Below are 23,477 nucleotides of genomic sequence, written 5' to 3' on the forward strand. Positions count from 1 at the left end.
ATTTTATATTGAAAGCTTTTTCTTTGAAATGGAAACGATAGCATTTTCGGCCGCCATCGATAAAGCCGCCAAAAATGAAGGGATTTGCCTCTTTTTTCCTGCAGCATTTTCTGTGAATTCATGGTGATCATCCAAAATTTTGGCTACATGATGGCCAATGTATTTTTCATATTTTTTAAACTTTGAGAAAACTGAAATACCTTTTAGAATATAGCAATCTTCTATAACATAATCCTTGTTCACTACAATCATTGCCATAGCGCCGGAACTAAATTTTCGCCGATTCATGCCTGAGTACAAAAAATACCCTTCTTTACCCTTGTAATGGCTTACAATTTTGTCGACATATTTTTTATAATGTCTGACTTGTATAATTGTCGCCACATATTGAACTAGCAAAATCATGGTTAAAATGATAGCAAGCTTCAAAAAGAATCACCCCCTTTGCTCTGCACAAATGCATTTTTTAGTTAGAAAATAGATGATCTTGAAGAGATCTTAATTTCCAAACGGTTGTGGATGGATCTAGCTCAACATCATCTAATGTTAAAAATTGACCTTGTTTAATGGAACGTTTTGCAACAATGTTTCCACTGATTAAACCGATTGGGATGTGTGAATTTTTCTTCATCTCTTGATGAGTTTCAAGCACGCCTCTTACTGAGTAGCCGCCGATGCCATCAATGGCTTCTCCTGCTTGAATATCGCGCTTGGCAACAGCGACTGTTTCTGAAACTGGCGCCCCTAATGGATGAATCGATGTATCGTGTTGCAATACTGCTTTTGCAATCGTAATAGGAGTTTCTAAACTTGCTAGATGATAAGGCCGGTAAAGAACGTAATGAGGGCCTTTGCCAACTTTCAAATATCTTAATTCTGCATCTACAGGTTCTAATTCGCTTTTCACAATGACAAACACGCCCGGTGCTAATCCGTTTACATATTCAACTACTCCGAATTGACTTAAAACACCGCCGTTTTCTTGTAAATTCAACTTGTCGGCAACCGTTTCCAAATTTGCTTCCACGCCGTGCATACCAACTTTATCTGGAATGAGACCTGTAGCGTTGCTTAATAAATTCATTTCAGCCATTGTTTTTGTGCCGTCTTGGAACGCTGCAAGCATATGGGCGCTCATATGTTTTTGAGCAGCTTCTTCCTTGCATGTATCCGGATTGGCGTTTGGTATGAACGGGTTGTTTTTCCCTTTCCCAGCAACAAGCACTTCAAGACCCATTGTCTTCGCAAACTCATACAGTTCAAGCGTTGCTGCCGGTTCATCTCCCGCAGATCCTGTATAAACTAATCCGGCTGATGTAAACAAATTGTGCATAATTGATCCGATTGTAATATCTACTTCAACGTTAAGCAGCACTAAATGTTTTCTAGATCTTAATGCTTCCAGTGAAATGTTTGCACCAACTTCAGGAACCCCTGTAGCATCTACAATGACTTCTACTTCATCAGATTGAATCACTTTTCGGTAATCACTGCTGACAAGAACAGGATGTTTTTTCGTTAATTTCGATTGATAATAGCTGCTGGCTCTTTCTGCCGCTTCAATATTGACATCACAAATCCCTCTGACTTCCATGCCAGGTATGCGTGAGATTTGGGAAATCAGGCCGAATCCCATTTGCCCTGCACCAACAACACCTACTTTAATTGGCTGGCCGTCACGTTCCCGTGAAAGCAACTCTTGATAAATAGACATGTTTCCAGCTCCTTCTAGGCAATTTTTTGTCGTATGTGCATGTACCCTGTAACATTTGTTACGGCTTATAACATTTGTTAATCGTTTGTAATCCTTATTATATTCCAGATGTTTAAAAAGTCAATAAATTCTTGAAAGTATTTTTCAAACTTTTTATACTTTGAAATACATATTAAAATTTGGTTATAATGATTTAAATCGTTGAGATGTTTTATCAATTGTTGGCGTTAGAAACATTTTTATAGAAGGAAATGAATGCAGCTTTGAATAATATACTTAGTGTAGAGAAGGATTTTGGAGAATTCATCCTTCATAAAAAGAGGTGAAGAACGTGGAAATTAAAGAAATGGAAGCAACGTTATTTTGTATTCATTGCAATGAGGAACAAGATCACATCATTACTTACATTAACGATAAAATTTCAAGGATTGAATGTGCAAACTGCCATCACACAGTTGAAATAAAAATTGATTTATTAAACGAATTTTACCATGAGGTGTATGAAAAAATTGTTCATAAACCGGCTGAGATTACAGAGGAATACCGGAATGACCTCAGTAAATTTTTGCTTTCCCTTCCGATCCGGATCATAAAAAAGCCTTACAGCATTTATAAATATATGAAGCAGACACGAGATGTTTTCAAAACATTTAAAGAGAAGCAAAAACGGAAGAAATAGTTGAAGCTTCTGGAGATTTTGTTAATAATATCAAAATGAAAGCTGCGATTCTGACGGGTGAACATAAAATGAAAGTGATGAAACAAGTGTCATATAGCATTCGCAGCTTCCATCATCTCAGAAATAAAGTGTTATTGCTCACTGATCCAACTTTTATACATATAAAAAACAGGGGCACTTCGCATCAAGTGCACCCCAATTAAAAATAGGCCGAAATAAGAAAGTAATTTTTTTAATGTTTGTTGTGCCTTCATCATTCGTGTGATTGATTATGTTACCTTACTTTATTAAGGAATGATTATTAATGAAGCATATTTTTTATGTGAGACTAGTTTTTTTGTAACAGGAAGTTTTATGTTATTTATGCATCGATTAATGGCTGAAGCAGTGAGATTTAGTCTAGGTATTGAGGAAACTCTTCATTTTAATCTTACACTATATATTCCGTCTATAGTATTTATAATTTTTGGAATAGTCATGATGATTAGTGTTATGATAACAGATCTATATAAAGAAAGAAATATGACCCGTTAAACACCAATAAATGACATAGAGCCTTAAATAAAAGGGGGCCCCAGATATTTGGACACCCTTTGTTTGAGCTGCTTCCTCTCACTTCTATATGACCATAAATTCTATGGATGTGACACAATTGCTTCCAGCATTCCTTCGATCGTAAAATCTCCCGTTCCACTCGGCATAATCAAATGATCGCCTTTTTTGATTTTATATGTTTCTTCGCCTACTGTCAGCTTTCCATCCCCTTGTATAATACTAATCAATAAAAATTGTTTATCGTGTGTAAAGTCCGTTTTCTCTTTAATTTCCCATTTATAAACCGTAAAATATTTTCCTTTAACAAAGGTTGTGATCGTACCCCCTTCCCTCTTTTCAATTACTGGCTCACAAGAAGAGCTTTTATGGGGAACAGCTATGACGTCAATCGCTTTGTCTACATGCAATTCTCTTGTATTTCCGTTTTGATCTTTTCGATCATAATCGTATAGTCGATACGTTGTATCAGAGCTTTGCTGTGTTTCTAAAACAATCGTCCCTTCGCATAACGCATGAATTGTTCCGCTCGGCACATAAAAAAAGTCGCCGGGCTTTACAGGGATGCGCTTTAATAGACGGTTCCACTCTCCGTTTTCAATGAGTGAAACGAGCTCTTCTTTCGTTTTCGCATGATGACCGAAAACAATCTCTGCATTTTCTTTACAATCAAGGATATACCAGCATTCCGTTTTGCCGAGTTCCCCGTTTTCATATTGATTTGCGTATTCATCATCAGGATGGACTTGCACCGATAAATCGGCATTTGCATCGAGAATTTTGGTGAGAAGCGGAAAAACAGGGGAAGGATGATTTCCGAATAGTTCACGGTGTTGTTCCCATAGCTCCCCAACGTTTTTTCCTCGAAATGGACCGTTTTTCACAACACTCTGGCCGTTAGGATGGCCGGAAATCGCCCAGCATTCACCAGTATGTTTAGATGGAATATCATAGCCAAACAAATCTTTTAAAGCAGTCCCGCCCCAAATGCGTTCTTGAAAGACAGGCTGTAGAAATAACGGTTGGTTCATAAGGCCCCCCTTTACTAAACTTTATGTTTCTTTTTCCTAACGCTTTGCAGCAAATTAAGAGCTGGCATCAACGCGGCTGCCACAACCCTGAATTATTTATTCTTCCTGACGCTTTGCAGCAATTAAGACCTCTTCTAATATTCGCCTTCATCTGGGAAAGAACGAATTATCAGTTAGTTACAATAAATTTTTCTCGAGTTTACCAAAAGTCTCATCACTTGTTCAGCTGTTACTTCCAGCTGCTTCGTTGTGATCTCTTCAAGCATGGCTTCATCAAGTGTCCGGCACTGTGTTTGAATGGAAAAAACAGCATCGAGATGTTCATTTATCCTTTCTAACTCTGTGTCGATACGGCCAGCCAGACCAATAACAGCTTTCCGATGATGCTTAGCATATTTCGCGACTGTAACAGGAACCTTTCCTAATAATGATTGTTGGTCTATACTGCCTTCACCGGTTATCACAAGATCTGCCCATTGAATTTTGTCCTTTAATCCTGTTAACTCCATGATGATTTCAGCACCTGACGCCATTTTTGCGTTCAGACATGCTGCCATGGCACCGCCAAGTCCGCCTGCTGCTCCTGCACCTGGGATTTCTTGAACATCAATCCCCGTTTCTTTATATAAAATCCTGGCAAACCTCTCTAAACCTTTGTCCAGTTCAACAATCTCAGCATCACTTGCTCCCTTTTGCCTCGCAAATATATGTGCAGCACCAGACGGTCCATAAAAAGGATTTAATACATCATTCGCAATGGTAAATTTACATTCTGCAATTTCCGATAATACTTTTTGTGTTGACATAGCTGCAGTGTTTAAAAGAGGGTTGGCCTCTTTTCCGATTAAGTTGCCATTTTCGTCGAAAAACTGCCAACCCAGCGCCTGTAGCATTCCGATTCCGCCATCATTGGTCGCACTTCCTCCCAATGAAAGGATAAAATGACGATATCCACGTTTAATTGCATCTTTGATCTGCTCTCCTAAACCGAATGTATTCGTCTTCATTGGGGTCCGTCTCTCTTCTGGAATCAGTGTCAATCCGCAGCTTGAGGCGCTTTCGATAAACACATGATCTGTCCCATTGTAAGGGAAAATAACATATTCAGCTGATACAGAATCCATTAAAGGACCTTTCACATTTACATGTACTTTTTTTCCGCCTAGTGTATAAAGAATGGCTTCTGCTGATCCCTCCCCTCCGTCTGCCATTGGGGAGACCACGACCTCTCTATCCGGGCAAACTCGAAGAATGCCATTTTTGATTGCTTCTCCTGCCTGAAGTGAACTTACTGAACCTTTAAAGGAATCAACTGCTATGACGATTTTGATACGCGACACTCCAATCTTCTGATCCTTTTTCTTATCAGATAAACTCATACGGAAACTCTTTTTATCGTTCAATAGATTTCGAGTATTCCACTGTCATTTAAAAAGCACCGTTATTACTTGATTCGGCTTTATTTTTGTTTCAATCTTGCGGCTGTCTGCTACTTCTAATAATTCCAGCGGTTTTTCATTTAAATTCGCTTTATAAGCTTCTTTCAAAATGCCATTTATTTCAAATGAAGCCGTTTTTGGTTTGTCTGTCGGATTATAGAATCGCAAAACAAGCTGGTCATCTTTTTCAGCTTTTTTCAAAGTACTTAACACAACTTCTGGAGACGATTCTTTTAGCAAACTGAATTTTACAGGTGTTTTAATATCCGCTTTATTTAGTTTCATGGCGTCATACGGAATTTTGTTATACACATGAATCGGTGTTAAGTATTCCTTAGCCATACGTCCGACATTCACTTCTAAAGCAGATCCCTGATGGGTCGTAATAGCAAAATCTAAAGTAAGCTTTCCGATCATTTGAGAATCAGGGGTAGGCAGCTTGATTCCTGAAGGCCTGCCTGGTCTTCTAAGCAATTCTTCTTTACCAAGTAAGCCAACACTTCTAAATAAAGTAATCGCAATCGTGTCGTAGTTTTTGCCAACAATTTCATATTCTCTTGTACTGTTTGTTAAAACGCTCATTCCATATTCTTCATTTGATAATCCAACAAAGCTCAGCATCGGATAAATCGGGTCTGGACGCTCGTCCCAATTTTCCTTTTCCCAAACATCCATTGCCTGATCATATACAGCACGTTTAATAAATCCAAATTGATTGTCAGAAATTGAAAATAGAGATGCGATACCCGTTGGAATAAGAACTCTCAATCGATGATCTCTCGCATGGTTATCAATTTCAAACTTTACTTCAATTATTGGTTTATGATTAGGAATAGTTAACTCAATATGGATATCTACAAAACTATCTGCATTTTTTTCTTTTCTCTTCTCTAAATTTTCAGGAACAGCCAATCTATATTGAATGTCAATTTTACCTGCAAATTGGTTTTGAGTTATATTAATTGCTGCATCAACATGATCGCTATAGATCAGCTCTTCATTCGGCAATGGTGAATAATCGTATTCATCACCATCGTCTCCTCCGTTTTCAAGTAAAAGTACATTATGGAACGTTTTATTTAAATGCTTATCGTAAATATTTATCGTACCGTTTGGATTCACACTTATTTCGTAAAAGTCCGTACAAATACGATCTTGAGCGCGAAATGAATTACTTAATTCCTTATTATCTTCTACGACAAAATAAGTTTTATAACCTAACGAAGGTATTCGATCTCTTAATTGGACAGTATATTTTATAAATGGTTCGTAGTTTCCGTAATGGACAATTTGACGATCAATTAAACCAGGATCCATTATTTCACTATTTAAAACTTCAAACTCGATTTCTTTTGCATCTTCACTAATTAACTTAAAAGACTTATATTTAGTAATTACGCTTGCTGTAATCACTTCATCACGGTCATAAGGAAGTAAATTGAATGCAGTTAGTCGATCGAAATTCCAGTCAGTATCCATTGAATCAACAATTTTTCGTTTATAAAACTGGATCAATTGATCGATTTTTTCTTCCGCAATGAAGAAACGGCTGCAAATTTCTTGATGAACCTTATCAGAGCAGCAACAGCCAATACTGTCATGAGCGTGATTTTTCATGATTTCCTTCCATATGAGTTCAATTAACCCATGATGGTATTCAAAGCCTAAGCTGTAGGCAAGAGATGCGAGCGGTTCTAAAATGTTTGTTAATTTATTTTCAATTCTTGTATTAGCTGACTTAATATCCATGCGAGTAGAATAAATACTTCGGTGAACACGCATATACTTCCCGTCTAAAAATTCACCTTTTAAAGTCGGCAAATCACTGTTTTTTTCTAATTCTGCAAAAACATTCTCATATTTACTTAAGAAAAACTCACGATCTGGATATAACCTTCTAAGCTTTTCGATAATAGTAAAAATGTTTTTTTGAATCGGCATTTGATCATGTCCGTTCGGAAGAATAATATGCTCTGTCGTTGCTCCCTTATCCAACACGGCAAAATATTTATTGATCCGTTCTTGAAGCTTCTGTTCATCCTCAGGTAAATATTTACCGATCGCATACCCTAAAGGAAATAACTGGACAAGTACTTTAGAACCTTCATCAGATTCCCAATAAAACTCTGTCTTGTCTGTTCCATGCCGTTCAGAAGCACCGCGCCAGAAAATAGAATATTTAATATCAAATCCTCTTAAGATTTTCGGGATTTGCGAAGATTGTCCAAATGAATCTGGAAGATAACCAATTTTCATATAATCCCCAAATTCTTCACAATCCTTAATTCCATATAATAAATTCCGTACAATGGATTCTCCGCCAACAACCATTTCATCTGTTTGTGTATACCAAGGGCCTATAATCAGTTTCCCTTCTTGCACAAGCTTTTTGATTCTCTCTTTATTCTCCGGTTTAACTGCAAAATAGTCTTCCAAAACAGCTGTTTGCCCATCCAGAACATAGTAGGGGTACTCTGGATGATTCTCTAGCATATCTAAAATTTCTTCCATATTATTAACTAATAAGATTCTCGATTCTTCAGTTGAAAAGTACCATTCTCTGTCCCAATGCATATGTGGAACGATATGAACTTTTTTCATGATGTCCTCCGATCAATTAATATTTTGTAGTAGAACTCGTTGCTTCCACGCCTTAAGCGGCTTATGCAGCTTGCGGTGAATGTTGATTATGCTTTTCTTTTTTTAATTTGTTTTTACGCGTGACTATTAATAAACACATCGATACAAACGCACCAAGAAGTGCAGCTCCTAACCATATACCTGCTCCTATCAACAACGGTTTTCCTTGCAGCAACGCAAGCGAGAAGATTCCAGCATCAGGTACATTGAGTCCAATTTGATAAAAGGAAACAATCGCACCAGTAATAGCTGATCCAACCATAAGGGATGGAATCACGCGAAGCGGGTCTTTCATTGCAAACGGAATCGCTCCTTCAGTAATACCTGCAAGCACTAATAGCCATGTTTGCTTTCCGACTTCTTTTTCTTCTTTATCAAAATATTTTTTAGCAACAATCGTCGCAGCTGTTATTGAAAAACCAGAAACCATTTTCACAGATGCAAAGGCAGCATATGGAACAAAGTTGCCGCTGGCCATAGCTCCAATACAGAATGTATAGGCAGCTTTATTGACTGGGCCGCCGAGATCGAAAGATACCATTGCCCCCAGAATAGCTCCTAAAAGAATGGCGTTTGTACCCGACATACCCTCTAACCAGCTGATTAAGCCCTGATTTAAAAATGCTAGTGGTTTTCCAACAACAAACAGCATAATTGAACCGACAACAAGTGTTCCAACTACCGGATACAGCCAGAAGCTGATAAACCCGGCAAATGTTCCTCTAGGTTTAACAGTTTCTTTTAAATATTTAAGGAAATAACCGGCTAAAATACCTCCGAGCATACCGCCCAGAAAACCGCTGCCAATTAAATTTGCAGCTACGCCTGCCGCAAACCCCGGCCCCAATGCCGGCTTATCCGCAATCGAGTAGGCCATATATGCCGCAAGAATTGGAACCATTAAAGTCCCTAATAATGTTCCGCCCAACTGTCTTAACAGCCAAAGCCATGACCCTTCTGTATCATAAACTTCCTGAAGACCAAAAGCCTGGGAGATCAATACAGCAGCTGCCAGAGTCATACCTCCAGCGACAATAACCGGAATGATGTAAGAAATTCCTGTTAAGATGGAATCCTTTATTTCAGTTTTAAAGCTTTTTTTCTCGTTTTCTTCTGTCCCATGTGAAGAGTTAACCGAACCAGCATATTCCTTTTTCTCGACATTTTCAGATTTCTCTAATGCTTGCGTGATAATCGCTTTTGCATTTTTCAGCGGTGCGGCCACAGAGGTTTTCACTTTGGGAAGATGACTGTATCTTTCTTCATTTTTTACCGCCACATCAGCCGCAAAAATAACAGCATCGGCTTTTCTTAATAACTGTGTAGTATGGCGGTCTTCAATGCCGTTCGCTCCTTGCTTTTCAACGAAAATATCAACTCCAAGCTCTTTACCTGCATTTACTAACGCCTCTGCCGCCATATAAGTATGGGCAATGCCAGCCGGACAAGCGGTAACTGCTAAAATTGTTTTATTCATTTTATTGGCTGCTTCAGCATTTTCTTCTTGAAATTGATGATCTAAATGATAAAATAACTCATAATTGGTTTTCGATTTCAATAAACGGTTTTTGTACTCTTCATTTGATAACCTTTTCACAAGTTCTGATAATAACGACAGGTGTGTTGAACCGCTTTCATTTTCAGGAATAGCAAGCAATACAACCAAAGTCACTTCATTATTTGGATCAATGCTTTCCCAGTTAATGATCGGTTTTTTTAGAGTTGCAACGGCAAATGCTGCTTCTTTTACTGCTGCCGACTTACCATGCGGAATCGCCAGTCCGCCTTCAAAGCCTGTCGGGGATAAACTCTCTCTTTCCATGACAGCCTGGTAAAAATCTTTTTCCGAATACAGCTTCCCTGCTTCATATAATTTTTTAATTAAAAAATTGATAACTTCATCTTTCGAAGCAAAGGATTGATTCGTACTAATTAAATCAGGTGATGTCGCAGATACTAATTGCATAAAATCAATCTCCTTTACTTATCAATTGCTGTAACTTTAGCCTTATCGTAGCATAAAAAAAAAGAAGAAGAGATTTCTTCTTATTTTTACACAGTTATTCTTTAATAGAGCGCTTTCATGTGTATTTATACACATCCGCACGTTTCTTTCCAGAAGTATTCTGACAAAGTACGCAAAACAATCATTGGAGATGTTTTATCAGTGACATTGTAGCCGTTCAGCAATTTCTTAGGAGCATGACAATATAGATTGACATCTGCTAATTTCTGAAGAGAATTACGATAAAAATGAGTAAGCGATATGACACAAATTGATTTCATCTTGCCTAGCTCTGCCATTTCCAACACTTGAGGAGTTTCTCCTGATAAACTAATAAGGAAAAGAATATCTCCACTTTTAAGCCGGTTGATCCCATGCCTGATTTCGTGAGGATGAATAGAATAATCGGATTGTTTTCCGGCAACCTTCAAGTTTTTGACCATCATTTCACAAAAAATCACTGAATCTCCTACACCAAAAAATAAAATATTTTTTGCTTCACGTAACAACCTTGTTACAAGTTTAATCTTATCCATATCCATTAAATCAAACGTTTTTTGTACAGTTGTATATAAGCTGTTTTCTACCATATCCTGTCCTTTTAGCTCTGTATGCAATTCTTCCTTAAGACTGTTTTTAAGATGTGAATACCCATCATATCCTAGTTTTTTGCAGAGTCTTGTAATGGTATTTGGAACTGTATATAAAGACGCAGCAAGTGATTGAATAGACATCGTAACAACAAGCTTTTTATTATTCACAATATATTCGATGATTTGATCATCTGTATCATTCAACTTATATTCAAATTTTTGAGCACGCTCTTCTAAGAACATTCTGAAAATCACCTCTACAAATCTTTGCTGACACAGATCCGATTGCTCTAATTATATCAAATTTGAAGTCGATAAAAGCGTATACAATTGCTGCAAGCTATATGTTTTTTCCTAAATGAACACAAACTTTCTCATCTCTACAAAAAAATAGTAGCACAAACCATGGCCGTGGTCTGCACTACTATTGTTAGTATGTTTTTTCAACCCTTTTGTTTATGGACTGCCGTTATCCGTTGATTGCTTTTCAGATTGTGATTTTCCGTTCGGATTGGTTGTGCCGGCTCCTTTTCCTGGACCATTATTACTGCTTGATCCGCTGCCATTCCCGTTGCTATTCGAGCCGCCGTTTCCGTTATTATTTGATCCGTCAGTTCCGTTATTTCCTCCTGATGGTTTTTGGCCGTTTCCTTGGTCGCTGCCGTTGTTAGCTGGCGGTTGTGGCTGCGGCTGTTCATTGGCAGGAGGCTGATTTGGCTGCTCTATTTCTTTATTATCTTCAGGCTGCTCTTTGTTGTCCTCAGAATTTTCTTGCTGCTCTTTATCCATGTCATTTTGATTGTTCTCTTCTTTTGGCTCCTGATTTTCCTCTTCTTGTTTTTGCTCCTGTTCATTATCTTTTACTTGATCCTGTTTTTGATCCTCTTTTTTATCCTCTTTTTTATCCTTTTCTTTTTGTTTTGGAATTGCTGGGATTGGAGTTCCCCTTACAAATAATTCAGTTCGGCCGCCAACCACTCTTTCGACGACACTGTCCGGTTTTTCAAAATCAGGTGTTTCTATTTTTTCAGAAACGTGAGACATGATTTCTTTAAAAATAAGTCTTGAAATCTTCGCCTTCTCGTTTGTCACATACGTTTCCTGAGTCGTCTGGTCGTATCCCGTCCAAACCGCAGCCGCATAACGAGTCGTGTAGCCGACAAACCAGGCATCAGATGTTCCATCTCCTCGTATATTTTCCGGCAAGTTGGTTGTTCCTGTTTTTCCTGCTAGTGGAAGTCCTGGGATGTTCGCCAGTCGTCCTGTTCCTTCTTTCACGACGGTTTTCAACATATCGGTCATCATGTAGGCGGTATAGTCGCTCATCGCCTTCACCGGTTTGGAAGAAAGATCGATTTCTTTACCGTTTGGATAGACGACTTTCCTTACCGTAAAAGGCTTATGATAAACGCCCTCATTTCCAAAAGCGGCATACGCCCCAGCCAATTGAAGCGGGGACACACCTTTATTAAAGCCTCCGATCGCATATGAAGGATAGATCTGATCGAGCGGGATTCCGAGTTTTTCCGCAAATTCTTTTGCCCGGTCTTCCCCTACCTCCAAAAATGCTTTTACAGCCGGTATATTGTAAGACCATTGTAACGCTTTTCGCATCGATATACTGCCGCGATATTGACCGTCCCAGTTTTTGATTTCTTTGCCATGGATGGTGAGCGGCTCGTCAATGAACTGTTTATATGTAGACCATTTGAAATGTTCGATTCCCGGGCCGTAATCCAAGATCGGCTTAATCGTCGAACCTGGCTGTCTTTTCGTTTGTGTTGCGTAGTTAAAACCTCTTTGTACTTCTTGATCTGAGTTGCGGTTTCCGCCAATTGCCCTGACGGCGCCAGTCTGTGTATCAAGTAGCACGACTCCTGCCCGGAACTGATCGTCTGGATAATAAATGTATTGATCAGTTGTCAGCACTTTTTCTGTAAATTTTTGAGCATCCGGATCAAGGGTTGTATAAATTTTTAAACCGCCCGTATAGATATCCTTTTCCGATATTCCGGCATCAACTATATCTTTGATGACTTGATCGATAAACGCTTGATATTTCGGCCCTTCTTTTTTCTTCTTTAATAATTTCTCAACCGGGATCGCTTTCGCATCTTGCTCTTCTTTTTCGGTAATAAAGCCATACTTCCTCATTAACGACAATACTATATTTCTTCTTTTTTCAGCTAAATCCGGATTTTTAAATGGATCGTATTCGCTCGGTCTTTGCGGCAGCCCCGCCAACAGCGCAGCTTCACTAATCGTCAGCTTTTTCACGGATTTGTTAAAATATGTTTCTGCCGCTGTCGCAACCCCGTATGCTCCTTGACCGAAATACACTTTATTTAAATACATTTCAAGAATTTCTTCTTTTGAGTAGCGTCGTTCCAACTGAACAGCCAAGTAAGCTTCTTGTATTTTTCGCTTGAGCGTTTTTTCAGGCGTTAAGAATGAATTTTTGACTACCTGCTGGGTAATCGTACTTCCGCCTTCAGCGCCGAATCCTTCTTTTACATTCGCAACGGTTGCACCTGCGATTCGTTTAAAATCGATTCCATTATGCTCAAAAAACCGCACATCTTCTGTTGCGATAAACGCATTTTGTACATTTTTCGGTATATTTTCGATTTTGATGATTTTCCGATGTTCGCTTCCTGAAATATCTCGCACTTTTTCATTATACATATCATAAACGGTTGAGGATAACGGATCTTTCAGTAATTTCGGGTCTAGTGCAGGGGCGCTTATAATGTAAGACAATACCACGATACCGCCCGCAGTCATCATTACGATAATCGCAAGCATAAAGGCTGTCATGATTTTTATGAGCGGAGATTTTTTAGAAGCTGATTTCTTTTTTTGACGTTTCTCCATACGCGTCTGATATTGATCTCCCATTTCCGTCTCCTCCTAACCTGTATAGAAGGTAATCTATAAATAATACACGATTAAGATTATACGGATGACGAGAAGATTTTTGTGGTGGAATTTGTCGGCAACAGACAATTTTTTTTACAAAAAAATTATAACACTTATTTGAACTACTCTTAAAATAAAACACTTTTTAGAATAGTACCCCTGTTTTGAAAAAGATTTGCGAACCTTCATAACATTCCTCTTCATTTAGGAAGTGTTTTATCGAACAGATCGTAATAAGTTCCTACTAAATAGAGGAAGAATTGACCTTATCTTTGCTCCGTAAATATCTTCGAAGTTCAAGAGTATTGCTATTTACCATAAATTGTAACAGTTTTATAGCAATGAGTTTTTTCATTATTCTTTGATGAATCGAAAGAATATTATATACTAGAAACATATTTATTTTTTTACTTAAACGCAGAAAAGCGTAAAACCTGAAAAGCGATTAAGTAAAAAAGTATGCTGCCAGTTATTCTAGTATATTTTTCATAATGGACAGAAAGGCATGAACACCATGGAAAAAGATCAAACATTAAAAAAAGGGTTATTACCTCGACATGTTCAGTTTATTGCGCTAGCAGGCATGATTGGAACAGGAATTTTTAAAGGGAGCTCAGATACATTAAATATTGCCGGCCCAAGTGTTGTAATAGCTTACTTATTAGGAGGCCTTTTATTATTTATTGTCATGACGGCACTGGCTGAGATGGCGATTGTTTATCCGAACTTAAACGTTCAGCATCTTGTTTATAAAGCTTTTGGCTTCCATATATCCTTTATTGTAGGATGGCTTTATTGGATCAATTGGATTGTTGTCACCGTTGTTGAAATTTTAGCAGCAGGAAGCTTTCTGAAATATTGGTTTCCAACCGTACCGTTATGGCTTTTAAGTCTCCTTTGTATGGTTTTAATCATTGGAATGAATTTGTTTCAAGTAAAGTACTATGGTGAAATTGAGTTTTGGTTTGCAGGAATTAAAATTTTCGCATTAATCGCTTTCATTTTATTAGGCTTTGGCATTTTGTTTGGAATTATTCCGAGCAATATTGATGATCCTTTTTCTAACTATACGGCACACGGCGGGTTCTTTCCTTATGGAATTGGAGGAATGTTAAGCGCCTTTTTAGTCGTCATGTTTTCATACGGCGGGGCTGAGTTAATCGGTGTTGCGGTCACAGAAACAAAAGATGCAGAAAAGGTTTTGCCAAAAGTCATTAAAGGAACGATGTGGAGAGTTATTCTCTTTTATATGCTTCCTATTCTTATTATTTGTGGTTTAATGCCGTGGAATCAAGTGACAGGGGAAGACAGTCCATTTGTCCAAGTATTGAGCATCACAGGGCTTCCTGGAGCCGCTCATATTATGAATTTTGTCCTTATTACTGCTGTTTTATCAGCGGCGAACTCAGGGATTTACGCAACTTCCAGAACATTATATTCCATGGCTCAAAGCGGTGAAGCGCCAAAAAGATTTTTAAAGATTTCCAAACAAGGAATACCGATCAACTGTATTACCGTTACGGCTATCTGTATTTTATTTGGGGTATTTTTAGCTTATATGACTCCAGACCGAGTCATCAGCTATTTAATGACGATACCTGGTTTTACGATTATTTTATTATGGACAAGCATCTGTCTGGCTCAGCTAAAGCTTCGTTCTCAGTATAAGGAGAAACCATATTTCCAAGTAAAATGGTTCCCATACACAACGATAGTAGCCACCGTTTCATTATTGGTCATCTTTTTCTCTTTTATCTTTAATAAGAAAAATATGATCGGTTCTACTGTTTGCCTTGTCATCTTAGCACTGCTCACCATTTTTTCTTTTATGAATAAAAACAGAAAAGAAAAAAGCGATAAAAATAACAAGGATATGGTAGAAAGTCCGTAAAATAAGGACATTAAAAGACTCATTCGTAACTCTGTCAAAAAAATGCAGTGTCTTGAAAAATGCACATGATAACAAATTTTAGGGGGGAAACCTTCCCCTGTCAGACAGTCGATTATAAACGGCTTTAGCCCTTTAGAACACAGGGCTAAAGCCGTTTTTATGATAGTTTTCCCACCGGAAGACGGGAATTGGAAACATTATGATAGGTCAAGATAACAGATTATTTTTTCAACTTCTCGGAAACAAGATATGCTACGAGCACGTATCGTTCCGGCGCGGAGCCGATAAAATGAAACGGATAACATGTACTGACAGTTAACGTAGCCCTCGGTTTCGGAACGATCACGGTCCGGTCGTCTTTATCAACGATCCGAACCTTATAGATTTTATAAGTAAATTCTCCAGCTGAAGTTGTGACGATTAACTCGTCTCCTTTTCCTACTTCCCCTAGCCTACGAAACACGGTGTCGCGATGACCGGAAAGAACCGAATTGTCTGCCTCTCCTGGCAATACGCTTCCTGCAAAATGACCGACCCCTTTTTCAAGCTCTTCTTCGTTCGTTCCATGGTATATCGGAAGTACTGCATTTAGTTTTGGAATAAACAGCTCTCCTATTTGCTCCCCAATTTTAGGTCGTGTCGGATATAAAACCTTTTCTGCCTTCGTATTTTTTTCTGGGGCCGGCTGTGCAGCTTCCGCCTTCTGTTTCATTTCAGAATGGGTCTCAGGCAGTAGCATTCCTTTGAAAAGTTTATAGCTGTTTGCGGCTGAAAACCATAGGCCGGCTAATATAATCATTGATGCAAAGAAAAGAAGAAACAACCGCTTGTTTCGGCTGCTTCTTTTTGTAGTTTCCAGCATATTAAACCTTCCTTGCTTGCCTAAAAATTAAAAATCCCGCTAAAACAATGAACAATCCTACAATAGCATTCACGCCATAGCCGGAATCTGTTTTCGGCAATTTTGCACCTTTTACTGTTTTATGCTCATTGTCCTTTACAGCTTTTAGCTTTTTTTCTATTTTTTGCGAAACGTTTTTCTCTTGTTTCACACTTTTGGCTTCTTGAGCGCCGTGACGAATCGTTTGCCCAGTTCGATGTAACGTATCTGAATCAACGATTTCTCCGGTAATGAGGAGATCAGCCAAAAATTCTCCACTTTCACTGTATATGTTGATTTTCAATTTTGCATTGATCAATTCTTTCAAGTTAAATAGATCAAACAGCGAAAGCTCCTTTTCAGACCCATCTTTTACAAAGGAAAATGTAACTTTAATTTTAAAAATACGTTGAAAATCTTTAAAAATCGAAATTAACTCCTCGATTTGGCTCTTTGTAAGCTCTGTCGCTTCATCAAACCCTTCAAAAGCCATCATCCGATCCGCCAAGTCCAACAAAGCTATAATTGTCTCTTCTTTCATAAGATGCTCTTCAATTGATCGCAAATGGTTCTTTAACCGCTCGATTTCTTCTTTTGTCAATCCGTATTCCTGCTCAAAAACCGTTAATAAATCGTAAAGGAGCTCGTCTTCTACACCAGCATCCCATTCTTCACTTAAAAATGTTATAACATCCTCTTCCAAATCATCTAGAAAAACGTAATCCTCCAATTTTTTTCCGTGTTCTTGAAGCAGCTGGCGCAACTCCTTTTCATTTAAATCATATTCATCATAAATATAGGATAAATTGCTTAAATCCTTTTTAATAACTTCTCCTAAAAATCTTTCTAAACTTTTAACGGTTTTAAAGTCTTCCAGTTTTCTCTCATATAAAGTCAAAGATCTATTAATATGGTCAATCGTCACAGGAAATCCTCTAATACTACTAATTTTCGCCAAATAGTCTTGCAAATTTTTATCAAAATTTGGATCACGCTCTATGTAAAGCATGACGGCATCATACAAATTTTCTACAAACACATACTCATCTAGATCTTCACCGTGTTCTTGAAGCAGCTGGCGCAAACTGGCTTCATTTAAATTAAATTCGTCAAATATTTCGGTTAAATTGCTTAAATCTTTTTGAATAACCTCTCCTAAAAAATCACGAAGTTCTTCAACAGAATCAAAATTTTCGATCTTTTCTTCATATTGAGCTAACGAAAATTCGATATGTTCTCTTGTAACTTTGAAACCTCTTTGTTTACTTACTTCCGCTAAATATTGATTCAGTTCTTTCTCAAAAGATGCTTGTTGTGCAGCTGATGACGGCTTTGGCATCACTCCTATCCACAAAATAAAAGCTAGTAATATGAATCCCCATTTTTTCATCATAATCCTCTTTTCCTCTTTTTTTATATCTCTTGAGAAAATTATAAATAGGAATAACGAATCAATCAACAAAATTTTTACAATTTTTACAAAAATTTTTACATGCACAAAAAAAGCGACTTCTAAATTAGAAGTCGTTTAATGTTAGAAGTCGTTTTCTTCATTTTCTTCATTCAAATTTTGCAATTGCTGCAATTCTATGATTCGACTTTTATCTTTTTCAAAAAATTGAATCAGATCCCCTATTCGGTCAATAGCATCCCAGCTCAAATGGTGCTCAATTCCTTCCACGTCGCGATAGATGTTTTCTTCTTTGACGCCAATAATCCGCAAAAATTGCTCTAACAGATCATGTCGGTAGACGAGGCGTTTTCCGATTTTTTTTCCTTTCGGCGTTAAGACGAACCCTCTATATTTTTCGTAAACTAAGTAGTCATCCTTGTCGAGCTTCTGCACCATTTTTGTAACGGAAGAAGGGTGTACAGATAACGCTTCTGCTATATCCGACACTCTCGCATAGCCTTTATTTTCAATTAGCAAATATATTTGTTCAATATAGTCTTCCATACTCGGGGTTGGCATTGGTTATCCTCCATTAATATCTTCATCATACAAAGTTTACTATATAAAAGCACCATAAGACAAGCGTATGGAGGAGATCAACCGTTATGAAAGACAATTTAATAGCCGATTTTCATCCTGTCTTTTTTACAGTTTTATGCAATCGCAAATATCTCGCAATCCATCCATGTTTCGGAGAAAACAAAAAGCTTATGAAAAACACTAATCCTGTGGCAAATGCCATTGAGCCAGAAATAGAAGTGTCGACCCAAGCTGCTATATAATAGCCCGCTACAGCAGATATTACGCCAAATAATCCGCTTAATACTAGCATAATAGAAAGTCTATCTGTCCAAAGATAAGCCGAGGCAGCTGGAGTAATTAACATCGCAACGACCATAATTGCGCCGACCGCATCAAAAGAAGCAACTGTCGTGATCGATACTAAGCATAAGAATACATAATGCATGAGTAAAACAGGAATCCCTAAGCTGGCAGCAAGCGCAGGATCAAATGAAGTGATTTTCCATTCTTTATAAAAAGCGACAAGAACAAATAAAACAACAAACAAAACGAGAGCCAGCAATGCTGTAGCCTTCGGAACCTCGCCAATTAGAGGAAGTGAAATTTTATTCCAAGGTATAAAGGTGATTTCCCCCATTAAAGCATGTTGAACATCTAAATGTGCATTTCCTACAGAAGTCGCTATTAAAATAACGCCAATAGCAAACATCGTCGTAAACACAATTCCTATTGCTGCATCTTGCTGAACGTCTAAAGAATGAAGCCACTGCACTAAAAAAGCTGTCAATAGTCCTGCAAATATAGCACCAATGAGCATATGAGTTCCGCTTAATTCACGTGTAATAATAAAAGCGATGACAATTCCTAACAGAACCGTATGACTAATTGCATCAGCCATCATCGCCATTTTCCTGAGTATCAGAAATACACCTATTAAGCCGCAGGACAGCCCTACTAAAGAAGCAGTTACGATAATCCACATAGCATGATAAGTCATGGTTATTCTACCCCTTTTGTTCTTAAGGCCTTACTGGTATGAATATTCACTAATCTTTTTTGCATTTTCAATTGTAAATACTTGACCAGAATCCCTTTCTCTTTGCCAAAGAAAAGCGATAAGAAAAACAGCGCGGACGCCACAATGACGATAAAAGGTCCTGTAGGCCATCCTCTTCCCAATGCACTGATGAATGTTCCTAATGCTCCAGCCACTCCCCCAAACAGAGCTGATATGATAATCATCCGTTGAAAAGACTGTGTCCAATAGCGGGCACTTACTGACGGGATAATCAGCAGGGCGGCAATTAAAATAACTCCTACAGCTTGAATCCCGATGACAATCGTTGTGACAAGAATCGTTGTATATAATCCGTTCATCCATTTAAGTGACAGTCCTAATCCTTTTGCAAATTCCGGATCGAAAAGATATATTTTCCATTCTTTAAATGCAATGAATACAATCAAAATAACCGCCAAAGCTAGGATTAACATTGTAGTGACATCTGATCTGACCATCGAGGCGGCCTGACCGAAAATAAAACTGTCCAAACCGCTCTGATTTCCGCCTGACGTCCGATTCACAACTGTCAGGAGCATGATTCCTAAGCCAAAAAAAATAGACAGCACCATTCCCATCGCCGTATCTGCCGAAATTCTAGTTGATGAACGTATCCATTGGATAAATGATGCTCCAATCAAAGCGCTGATGGATGCTCCAATGATCATGACAAATAAGTTTTTTTCTCCAAGTAGAAGAAAGGCGATCACAACACCGGGCAATGCTGCATGAGCTAAGGCATCGCTCATTAAGCTTTGCCGCTTCCAATAGGCTAAACAGCCCATTGTTCCAGCAGCAATCCCAAAAATCATCGTGCTAAATAACACCCATTGTGTGTTGCTATTTAATAGGATTGTGAACATGAAGACTCTCCTCTCTCAACCAGCGCAAGTCTCCTCCATAAGTTCGCGAAATATTTTCTCTAGTAAAAATTTGCTTCGTTTTTCCGTACTGAATGACGGTGCGATTTAATAAAAGAACATGGTCAAAATAATCTTCTACTGTTTGCAAATCATGGTGCACGACCATGACCGTTTTTCCTAAAGCTTTTAATTCTTTCAGCAATGTCATAATAGCGCGTTCTGTTGCTGCATCAACACCAGCCAGCGGTTCGTCCATAAAATACAAGTCGGCATTTTGCACTAATGCGCGTGCTAAAAACACACGCTGCTGTTGACCGCCAGAAAGCTGGCTTATCTGACGGTCAGCGTAATCAGCCATCCCTAATTTTTCCAAGGCCTCGAATGCTTTTTGTTTATGCAATCGGGATGGCCGCTTCAGCCATCCGATTTGCCCATATAGTCCCATAGTGACAACATCCAATGCGTTTGTTGGAAAGTCCCAATCAACCGAACCTCGCTGTGGTACATAACCGATCCTTTTTTGGACCTTGTTGAATGGCAATCCGAAAAATTTCACTGATCCCGTTAAGGAAGGGTGAAGATTTAATATTGTTTTTAAAAGCGTCGACTTTCCAGCACCGTTCGGACCGACGATTCCCACTAGCGAACCAGCCTGCACTACAAAATTCACATCGAAGAGCACTGTATTTTTTCGATAGGAAGCGGACAGATTCTCTACTTGAAGCACTGCTTCAGCCATGCTATTTTCCTCCTTCGCTTAATGCTTCATAAATCGTATTGATATTATGGCGATACATTCCTATATAAGTTCCTTCTTCTGTTCCTTCCTCACCCATTGCATCAGAGTAAAGCTCCCCGCCTAATGTAACGTTAATTCCTTCACTTTTCGCTCCTTCTATGACAGCCTTGATCGATTTTTCATTAATACTTGATTCGATAAATACGGCAGGAACTTTATACTTTTTAATAATGTCAATCGTATCTTGAATATCTGTAATACCGATTTCGGAATCAGTGCTAAGTCCTTGAAGACCAACTACTTTAATGCCGTGCATTCGTCCGAAATATCCGAAAGCATCATGCGCTGTGACAAGAACTCTTTGACTTTCTGGAATGTCCGCAAGCTTTTCGGCTTCTTTTTTCAAATCAGCTAATCTAGCAAAATATTTCTTTTTATTTTCTTCAAAATAATCTGCGTCTTCCGGAGAGAATTCTTTTAATTGTTCAACCGCAGCATCCAATGCCTGCTGCCAAAGGTCCAGATCAAACCAAATATGAGGATCAACTACCCCTTTTTCATCCTTTAAAAGAGATTCTTCAGGAATGGTTTCACCGACTGCAAGAACAGGTTTTGATTCAGAGATCTTTTCAAATATTTCAACCATGTTCGCTTCCAAATGCAACCCGTTGTAAAAAATGATATCTGCTTCTTCAAGAGTTTCCATATCACTTTGAGTAGCCTTATACAAATGAGGGTCTACTGACGGCCCCATTAAACTTTTGACATTTAAACGATCGCCGCCGATTACAGACAACGGCTCGCCAATTTGTGCAATCGTTGTGACGACATTAATTTTTCCATCTTTTGATCGTTTGGATGCTTCTTGTCCAGAACTACATGCGCTTAACACCAGCAAGGCACTAATTAAGAATAAGCACCCCATTTTTTTCATAACATTTTTCATTTTTTCGCACTCTCCTTTTATTTTTATAAATTGATTTGATTTTTAAGTCAGCCCATCTCTCTAGTTTATTGGTGAACGATTTCTATTTAATATCGACAACCATTCTGGCAAATTGTGAATTCAGGAATCAAACATTGTCCGTTTTTTATAGAAAACTCCTATATGTAACCTCAATTTGTTTTTATTCCTGAGAAGAAACAAAACTGAAAAAACGCAATCAATGAATAAATGCCAAAACACTTACAGACATGAATTTCATTTCGCTAGTTGATTTGTTTCAGCTTCGCCATTCAGCTTACCGTTTGGCTTAATACTTTACAGAAAGTTGCCGGCTTCATGTTGCACAAATAGGAAATTTTTCCATTCCTTCACCTACTTTTTTACCATAGTTATAAATATTGCCTAAGGGCAAACTTTATGTTAAAAAAAATTCCTTCACACATATTTATTTTATTGAGTTTAAATTTTGTTGTTATTGCATATATTTTTCCTTAATGCAAATTTAATACCATTTTTGAGAAACTGTCAAGTATAAACTATCTGAATAAACGGGAGAAATTAAAACGAAATGGAAGAACCGCATTCGTACTCAGCGGTGCAAAGAGATGAGGAACACTCGCACAAGTATCCTAATGAATGATGATCAAGGAAGGATTTGCTTGTTATTTCTAATACCGGATAACTAAGATACAATTTTCTCAACAATCATAAAGAGCCTTATTAAGATACGAATTATATATAGATCCCATCAGGGCTGTTTGTTTATCGATTTCAATATGGGACTCCTGCAATAAATTTTCTAAAGTCTCGGTCAATCTTGTTGAACCGGGAAATTTTTGATTGAATAAAACCACGCACTTCTTCAAGTACAACGACCGTTACACAAATTTAAAAAGGGACAACAATGAATCTATTGTTATCCCTATTTTTGTTAAATATATTTTGGCGCAATCCTTTTTAGTTTGAGCAGATCCTCTGTGGTGTCAATATCAAATCCCCATTCTGAATTTTCAAACGGTACAGCCATTAAGCTGGAATAATGTTTTTGGACAATTGATTTTCCTCCCTCATCACCTTGAATTTGCTCAAATTCATCAAATAATTCAGCATCAAACAATACAGGGTGTCCAAGCACATTATTATACTTAGGGCGGAAAATGCGGACACCTTCTTTTCGATATTGATCATAAGATTCTAGTAATTTAGTTATAACTATTGGAGGTACAAAGGGCTGGTCTGCCAAAAATACGAAGACTGCATCCGTTCGTCCCTTTAAAGCCTGAATCCCTGCTTTAAGAGAGGAAGCCATGCCGGATTCATAATCCCGATTCTCAATGATTTCTATTTCGGTTAAATCAGATGTGTGTTTGCGCAGCTCTTCGATATGTTTGCCGCCGACCAATACAATTGGTTTTAAGCCAGCTGCGGTAGCGGTGTTCACAGAGTAGCGAAATAATGGCTTCCCACCTAGAGATAATAACAGCTTTGGTTTTCCCATCCGTTTTGACATTCCGGCTGCTAAAATAATTGCTCCAACCTTTTTCAAACCATCTC

General features: G+C 38.1%; 18 protein-coding genes. 2 read left to right on the forward strand and 16 right to left on the reverse strand.

The features are described 5' to 3' along the window. Positions 1–3: 3 nt before the first annotated feature. Together NSQ94_RS16625 and NSQ94_RS16630 are read right to left on the reverse strand one after the other, a co-directional pair. On the reverse strand, positions 4–429 hold the full coding sequence (locus tag NSQ94_RS16625; protein WP_327856935.1) for a transcriptional regulator GutM: 426 nt from the start codon (positions 427–429) through the stop codon (positions 4–6). Between the two features lie 37 nt (positions 430–466). Continuing rightward, the gene (locus NSQ94_RS16630; protein ID WP_066246931.1) at positions 467–1,714 is read right to left on the reverse strand and encodes an SAF domain-containing protein; all 1,248 of its coding nucleotides are present in this window, start codon (positions 1,712–1,714) and stop codon (positions 467–469) included. Between the two features lie 331 nt (positions 1,715–2,045). Between NSQ94_RS16630 and NSQ94_RS16635 the strand changes: the two genes are divergently transcribed. Continuing rightward, a complete protein-coding gene (locus tag NSQ94_RS16635; RefSeq protein WP_063386339.1) occupies positions 2,046–2,393 on the forward strand; it encodes a hypothetical protein in 348 nt (115 codons plus the stop codon). A 635-nt stretch (positions 2,394–3,028) separates the two neighbouring features. Here NSQ94_RS16635 and manA read toward each other — a convergent pair. The 6 genes from manA to NSQ94_RS16665 all read right to left on the reverse strand — a co-directional run bounded on the left by manA (position 3,029) and on the right by NSQ94_RS16665 (position 13,551). Further along, entirely contained in the window at positions 3,029–3,976 is a 948-nt protein-coding gene (gene manA / locus NSQ94_RS16640) for a mannose-6-phosphate isomerase, class I (protein WP_339194161.1), read from the reverse strand. 173 nt (positions 3,977–4,149) lie between these two features. Then, entirely contained in the window at positions 4,150–5,355 is a 1,206-nt protein-coding gene (locus NSQ94_RS16645; protein ID WP_130158521.1) for a glycerate kinase, read from the reverse strand. A gap of 45 nt (positions 5,356–5,400) precedes the next feature. After that, the gene (gene mngB, locus NSQ94_RS16650; RefSeq protein ID WP_339194160.1) at positions 5,401–8,016 is read right to left on the reverse strand and encodes a mannosylglycerate hydrolase; all 2,616 of its coding nucleotides are present in this window, start codon (positions 8,014–8,016) and stop codon (positions 5,401–5,403) included. Between the two features lie 61 nt (positions 8,017–8,077). Next, complete coding sequence (mngA, locus tag NSQ94_RS16655; protein ID WP_339194159.1) at positions 8,078–10,021, reverse strand: PTS 2-O-a-mannosyl-D-glycerate transporter subunit IIABC; 1,944 nt, start codon at positions 10,019–10,021, stop codon at positions 8,078–8,080. Between the two features lie 125 nt (positions 10,022–10,146). Further along, positions 10,147–10,896: a MurR/RpiR family transcriptional regulator gene (locus tag NSQ94_RS16660; RefSeq protein ID WP_066246933.1), complete on the reverse strand. Its 750-nt coding sequence runs from the start codon at positions 10,894–10,896 to the stop codon at positions 10,147–10,149. Between the two features lie 213 nt (positions 10,897–11,109). Then, on the reverse strand, positions 11,110–13,551 hold the full coding sequence (locus NSQ94_RS16665; protein WP_339194158.1) for a PBP1A family penicillin-binding protein: 2,442 nt from the start codon (positions 13,549–13,551) through the stop codon (positions 11,110–11,112). Between the two features lie 535 nt (positions 13,552–14,086). On the opposite strand from NSQ94_RS16665, the gene NSQ94_RS16670 reads away from it, so the two are divergent. Beyond that, positions 14,087–15,463 carry an amino acid permease gene (locus NSQ94_RS16670; RefSeq protein WP_066246937.1) on the forward strand — a complete coding sequence of 459 codons (1,377 nt, stop codon included), beginning with the start codon at positions 14,087–14,089 and terminating at the stop codon, positions 15,461–15,463. A 220-nt stretch (positions 15,464–15,683) separates the two neighbouring features. Here the strand turns inward: NSQ94_RS16670 and NSQ94_RS16675 are convergent, their stop codons facing one another. From NSQ94_RS16675 to NSQ94_RS16710, 8 genes are all read right to left on the reverse strand, one after another. Then, on the reverse strand, positions 15,684–16,325 hold the full coding sequence (locus NSQ94_RS16675; RefSeq protein ID WP_063386345.1) for a class D sortase: 642 nt from the start codon (positions 16,323–16,325) through the stop codon (positions 15,684–15,686). 1 nt (position 16,326) lies between these two features. Beyond that, positions 16,327–17,736 carry a processed acidic surface protein gene (locus NSQ94_RS16680; RefSeq protein WP_327873647.1) on the reverse strand — a complete coding sequence of 470 codons (1,410 nt, stop codon included), beginning with the start codon at positions 17,734–17,736 and terminating at the stop codon, positions 16,327–16,329. A gap of 141 nt (positions 17,737–17,877) precedes the next feature. Continuing rightward, a complete protein-coding gene (gene mntR / locus NSQ94_RS16685) occupies positions 17,878–18,315 on the reverse strand; it encodes a transcriptional regulator MntR (RefSeq protein ID WP_063386346.1) in 438 nt (145 codons plus the stop codon). Between the two features lie 112 nt (positions 18,316–18,427). Beyond that, entirely contained in the window at positions 18,428–19,315 is an 888-nt protein-coding gene (locus NSQ94_RS16690) for a metal ABC transporter permease (RefSeq protein WP_066246941.1), read from the reverse strand. A gap of 2 nt (positions 19,316–19,317) precedes the next feature. Continuing rightward, complete coding sequence (locus NSQ94_RS16695) at positions 19,318–20,238, reverse strand: iron chelate uptake ABC transporter family permease subunit (RefSeq protein ID WP_117017041.1); 921 nt, start codon at positions 20,236–20,238, stop codon at positions 19,318–19,320. After that, positions 20,216–20,977 carry a metal ABC transporter ATP-binding protein gene (locus NSQ94_RS16700; RefSeq protein ID WP_063386349.1) on the reverse strand — a complete coding sequence of 254 codons (762 nt, stop codon included), beginning with the start codon at positions 20,975–20,977 and terminating at the stop codon, positions 20,216–20,218. The genes NSQ94_RS16695 and NSQ94_RS16700 overlap by 23 nt, the downstream gene beginning before the upstream one ends. 1 nt (position 20,978) lies before the next feature. Then, positions 20,979–21,923: a zinc ABC transporter substrate-binding protein gene (locus NSQ94_RS16705; RefSeq protein ID WP_066246945.1), complete on the reverse strand. Its 945-nt coding sequence runs from the start codon at positions 21,921–21,923 to the stop codon at positions 20,979–20,981. A gap of 931 nt (positions 21,924–22,854) precedes the next feature. Beyond that, on the reverse strand, positions 22,855–23,469 hold the full coding sequence (locus NSQ94_RS16710) for a nucleotidyltransferase family protein (protein ID WP_117017039.1): 615 nt from the start codon (positions 23,467–23,469) through the stop codon (positions 22,855–22,857). Positions 23,470–23,477 lie beyond the last annotated feature (8 nt).

Origin of the sequence: Aeribacillus sp. FSL K6-2833, assembly GCF_037965815.1 — a bacterium.
GTDB classification, from domain to species: Bacteria; Bacillota; Bacilli; order Bacillales; family Aeribacillaceae; genus Aeribacillus; species Aeribacillus composti.

Excerpts from the sequence above, each read along its gene's own strand:
- manA (WP_339194161.1), bottom strand. The coding sequence starts at position 3,976 with ATGAACCAACCGTTATTTCTACAGCCTGTCTTTCAAGAACGCATTTGG.
- NSQ94_RS16630 (WP_066246931.1), bottom strand. The coding sequence starts at position 1,714 with ATGTCTATTTATCAAGAGTTGCTTTCACGGGAACGTGACGGCCAGCCA.
- mntR (WP_063386346.1), bottom strand. The coding sequence starts at position 18,315 with ATGCCAACCCCGAGTATGGAAGACTATATTGAACAAATATATTTGCTA.
- NSQ94_RS16690 (WP_066246941.1), bottom strand. The coding sequence starts at position 19,315 with ATGACTTATCATGCTATGTGGATTATCGTAACTGCTTCTTTAGTAGGG.
- mngB (WP_339194160.1), bottom strand. The coding sequence starts at position 8,016 with ATGAAAAAAGTTCATATCGTTCCACATATGCATTGGGACAGAGAATGG.
- NSQ94_RS16670 (WP_066246937.1), top strand. The coding sequence starts at position 14,087 with ATGGAAAAAGATCAAACATTAAAAAAAGGGTTATTACCTCGACATGTT.
- NSQ94_RS16695 (WP_117017041.1), bottom strand. The coding sequence starts at position 20,238 with ATGTTCACAATCCTATTAAATAGCAACACACAATGGGTGTTATTTAGC.
- NSQ94_RS16665 (WP_339194158.1), bottom strand. The coding sequence starts at position 13,551 with ATGGGAGATCAATATCAGACGCGTATGGAGAAACGTCAAAAAAAGAAA.
- NSQ94_RS16660 (WP_066246933.1), bottom strand. The coding sequence starts at position 10,896 with ATGTTCTTAGAAGAGCGTGCTCAAAAATTTGAATATAAGTTGAATGAT.
- NSQ94_RS16705 (WP_066246945.1), bottom strand. The coding sequence starts at position 21,923 with ATGAAAAATGTTATGAAAAAAATGGGGTGCTTATTCTTAATTAGTGCC.
- NSQ94_RS16675 (WP_063386345.1), bottom strand. The coding sequence starts at position 16,325 with ATGCTGGAAACTACAAAAAGAAGCAGCCGAAACAAGCGGTTGTTTCTT.
- NSQ94_RS16645 (WP_130158521.1), bottom strand. The coding sequence starts at position 5,355 with ATGAGTTTATCTGATAAGAAAAAGGATCAGAAGATTGGAGTGTCGCGT.
- NSQ94_RS16700 (WP_063386349.1), bottom strand. The coding sequence starts at position 20,977 with ATGGCTGAAGCAGTGCTTCAAGTAGAGAATCTGTCCGCTTCCTATCGA.
- NSQ94_RS16680 (WP_327873647.1), bottom strand. The coding sequence starts at position 17,736 with ATGATGAAAAAATGGGGATTCATATTACTAGCTTTTATTTTGTGGATA.
- mngA (WP_339194159.1), bottom strand. The coding sequence starts at position 10,021 with ATGCAATTAGTATCTGCGACATCACCTGATTTAATTAGTACGAATCAA.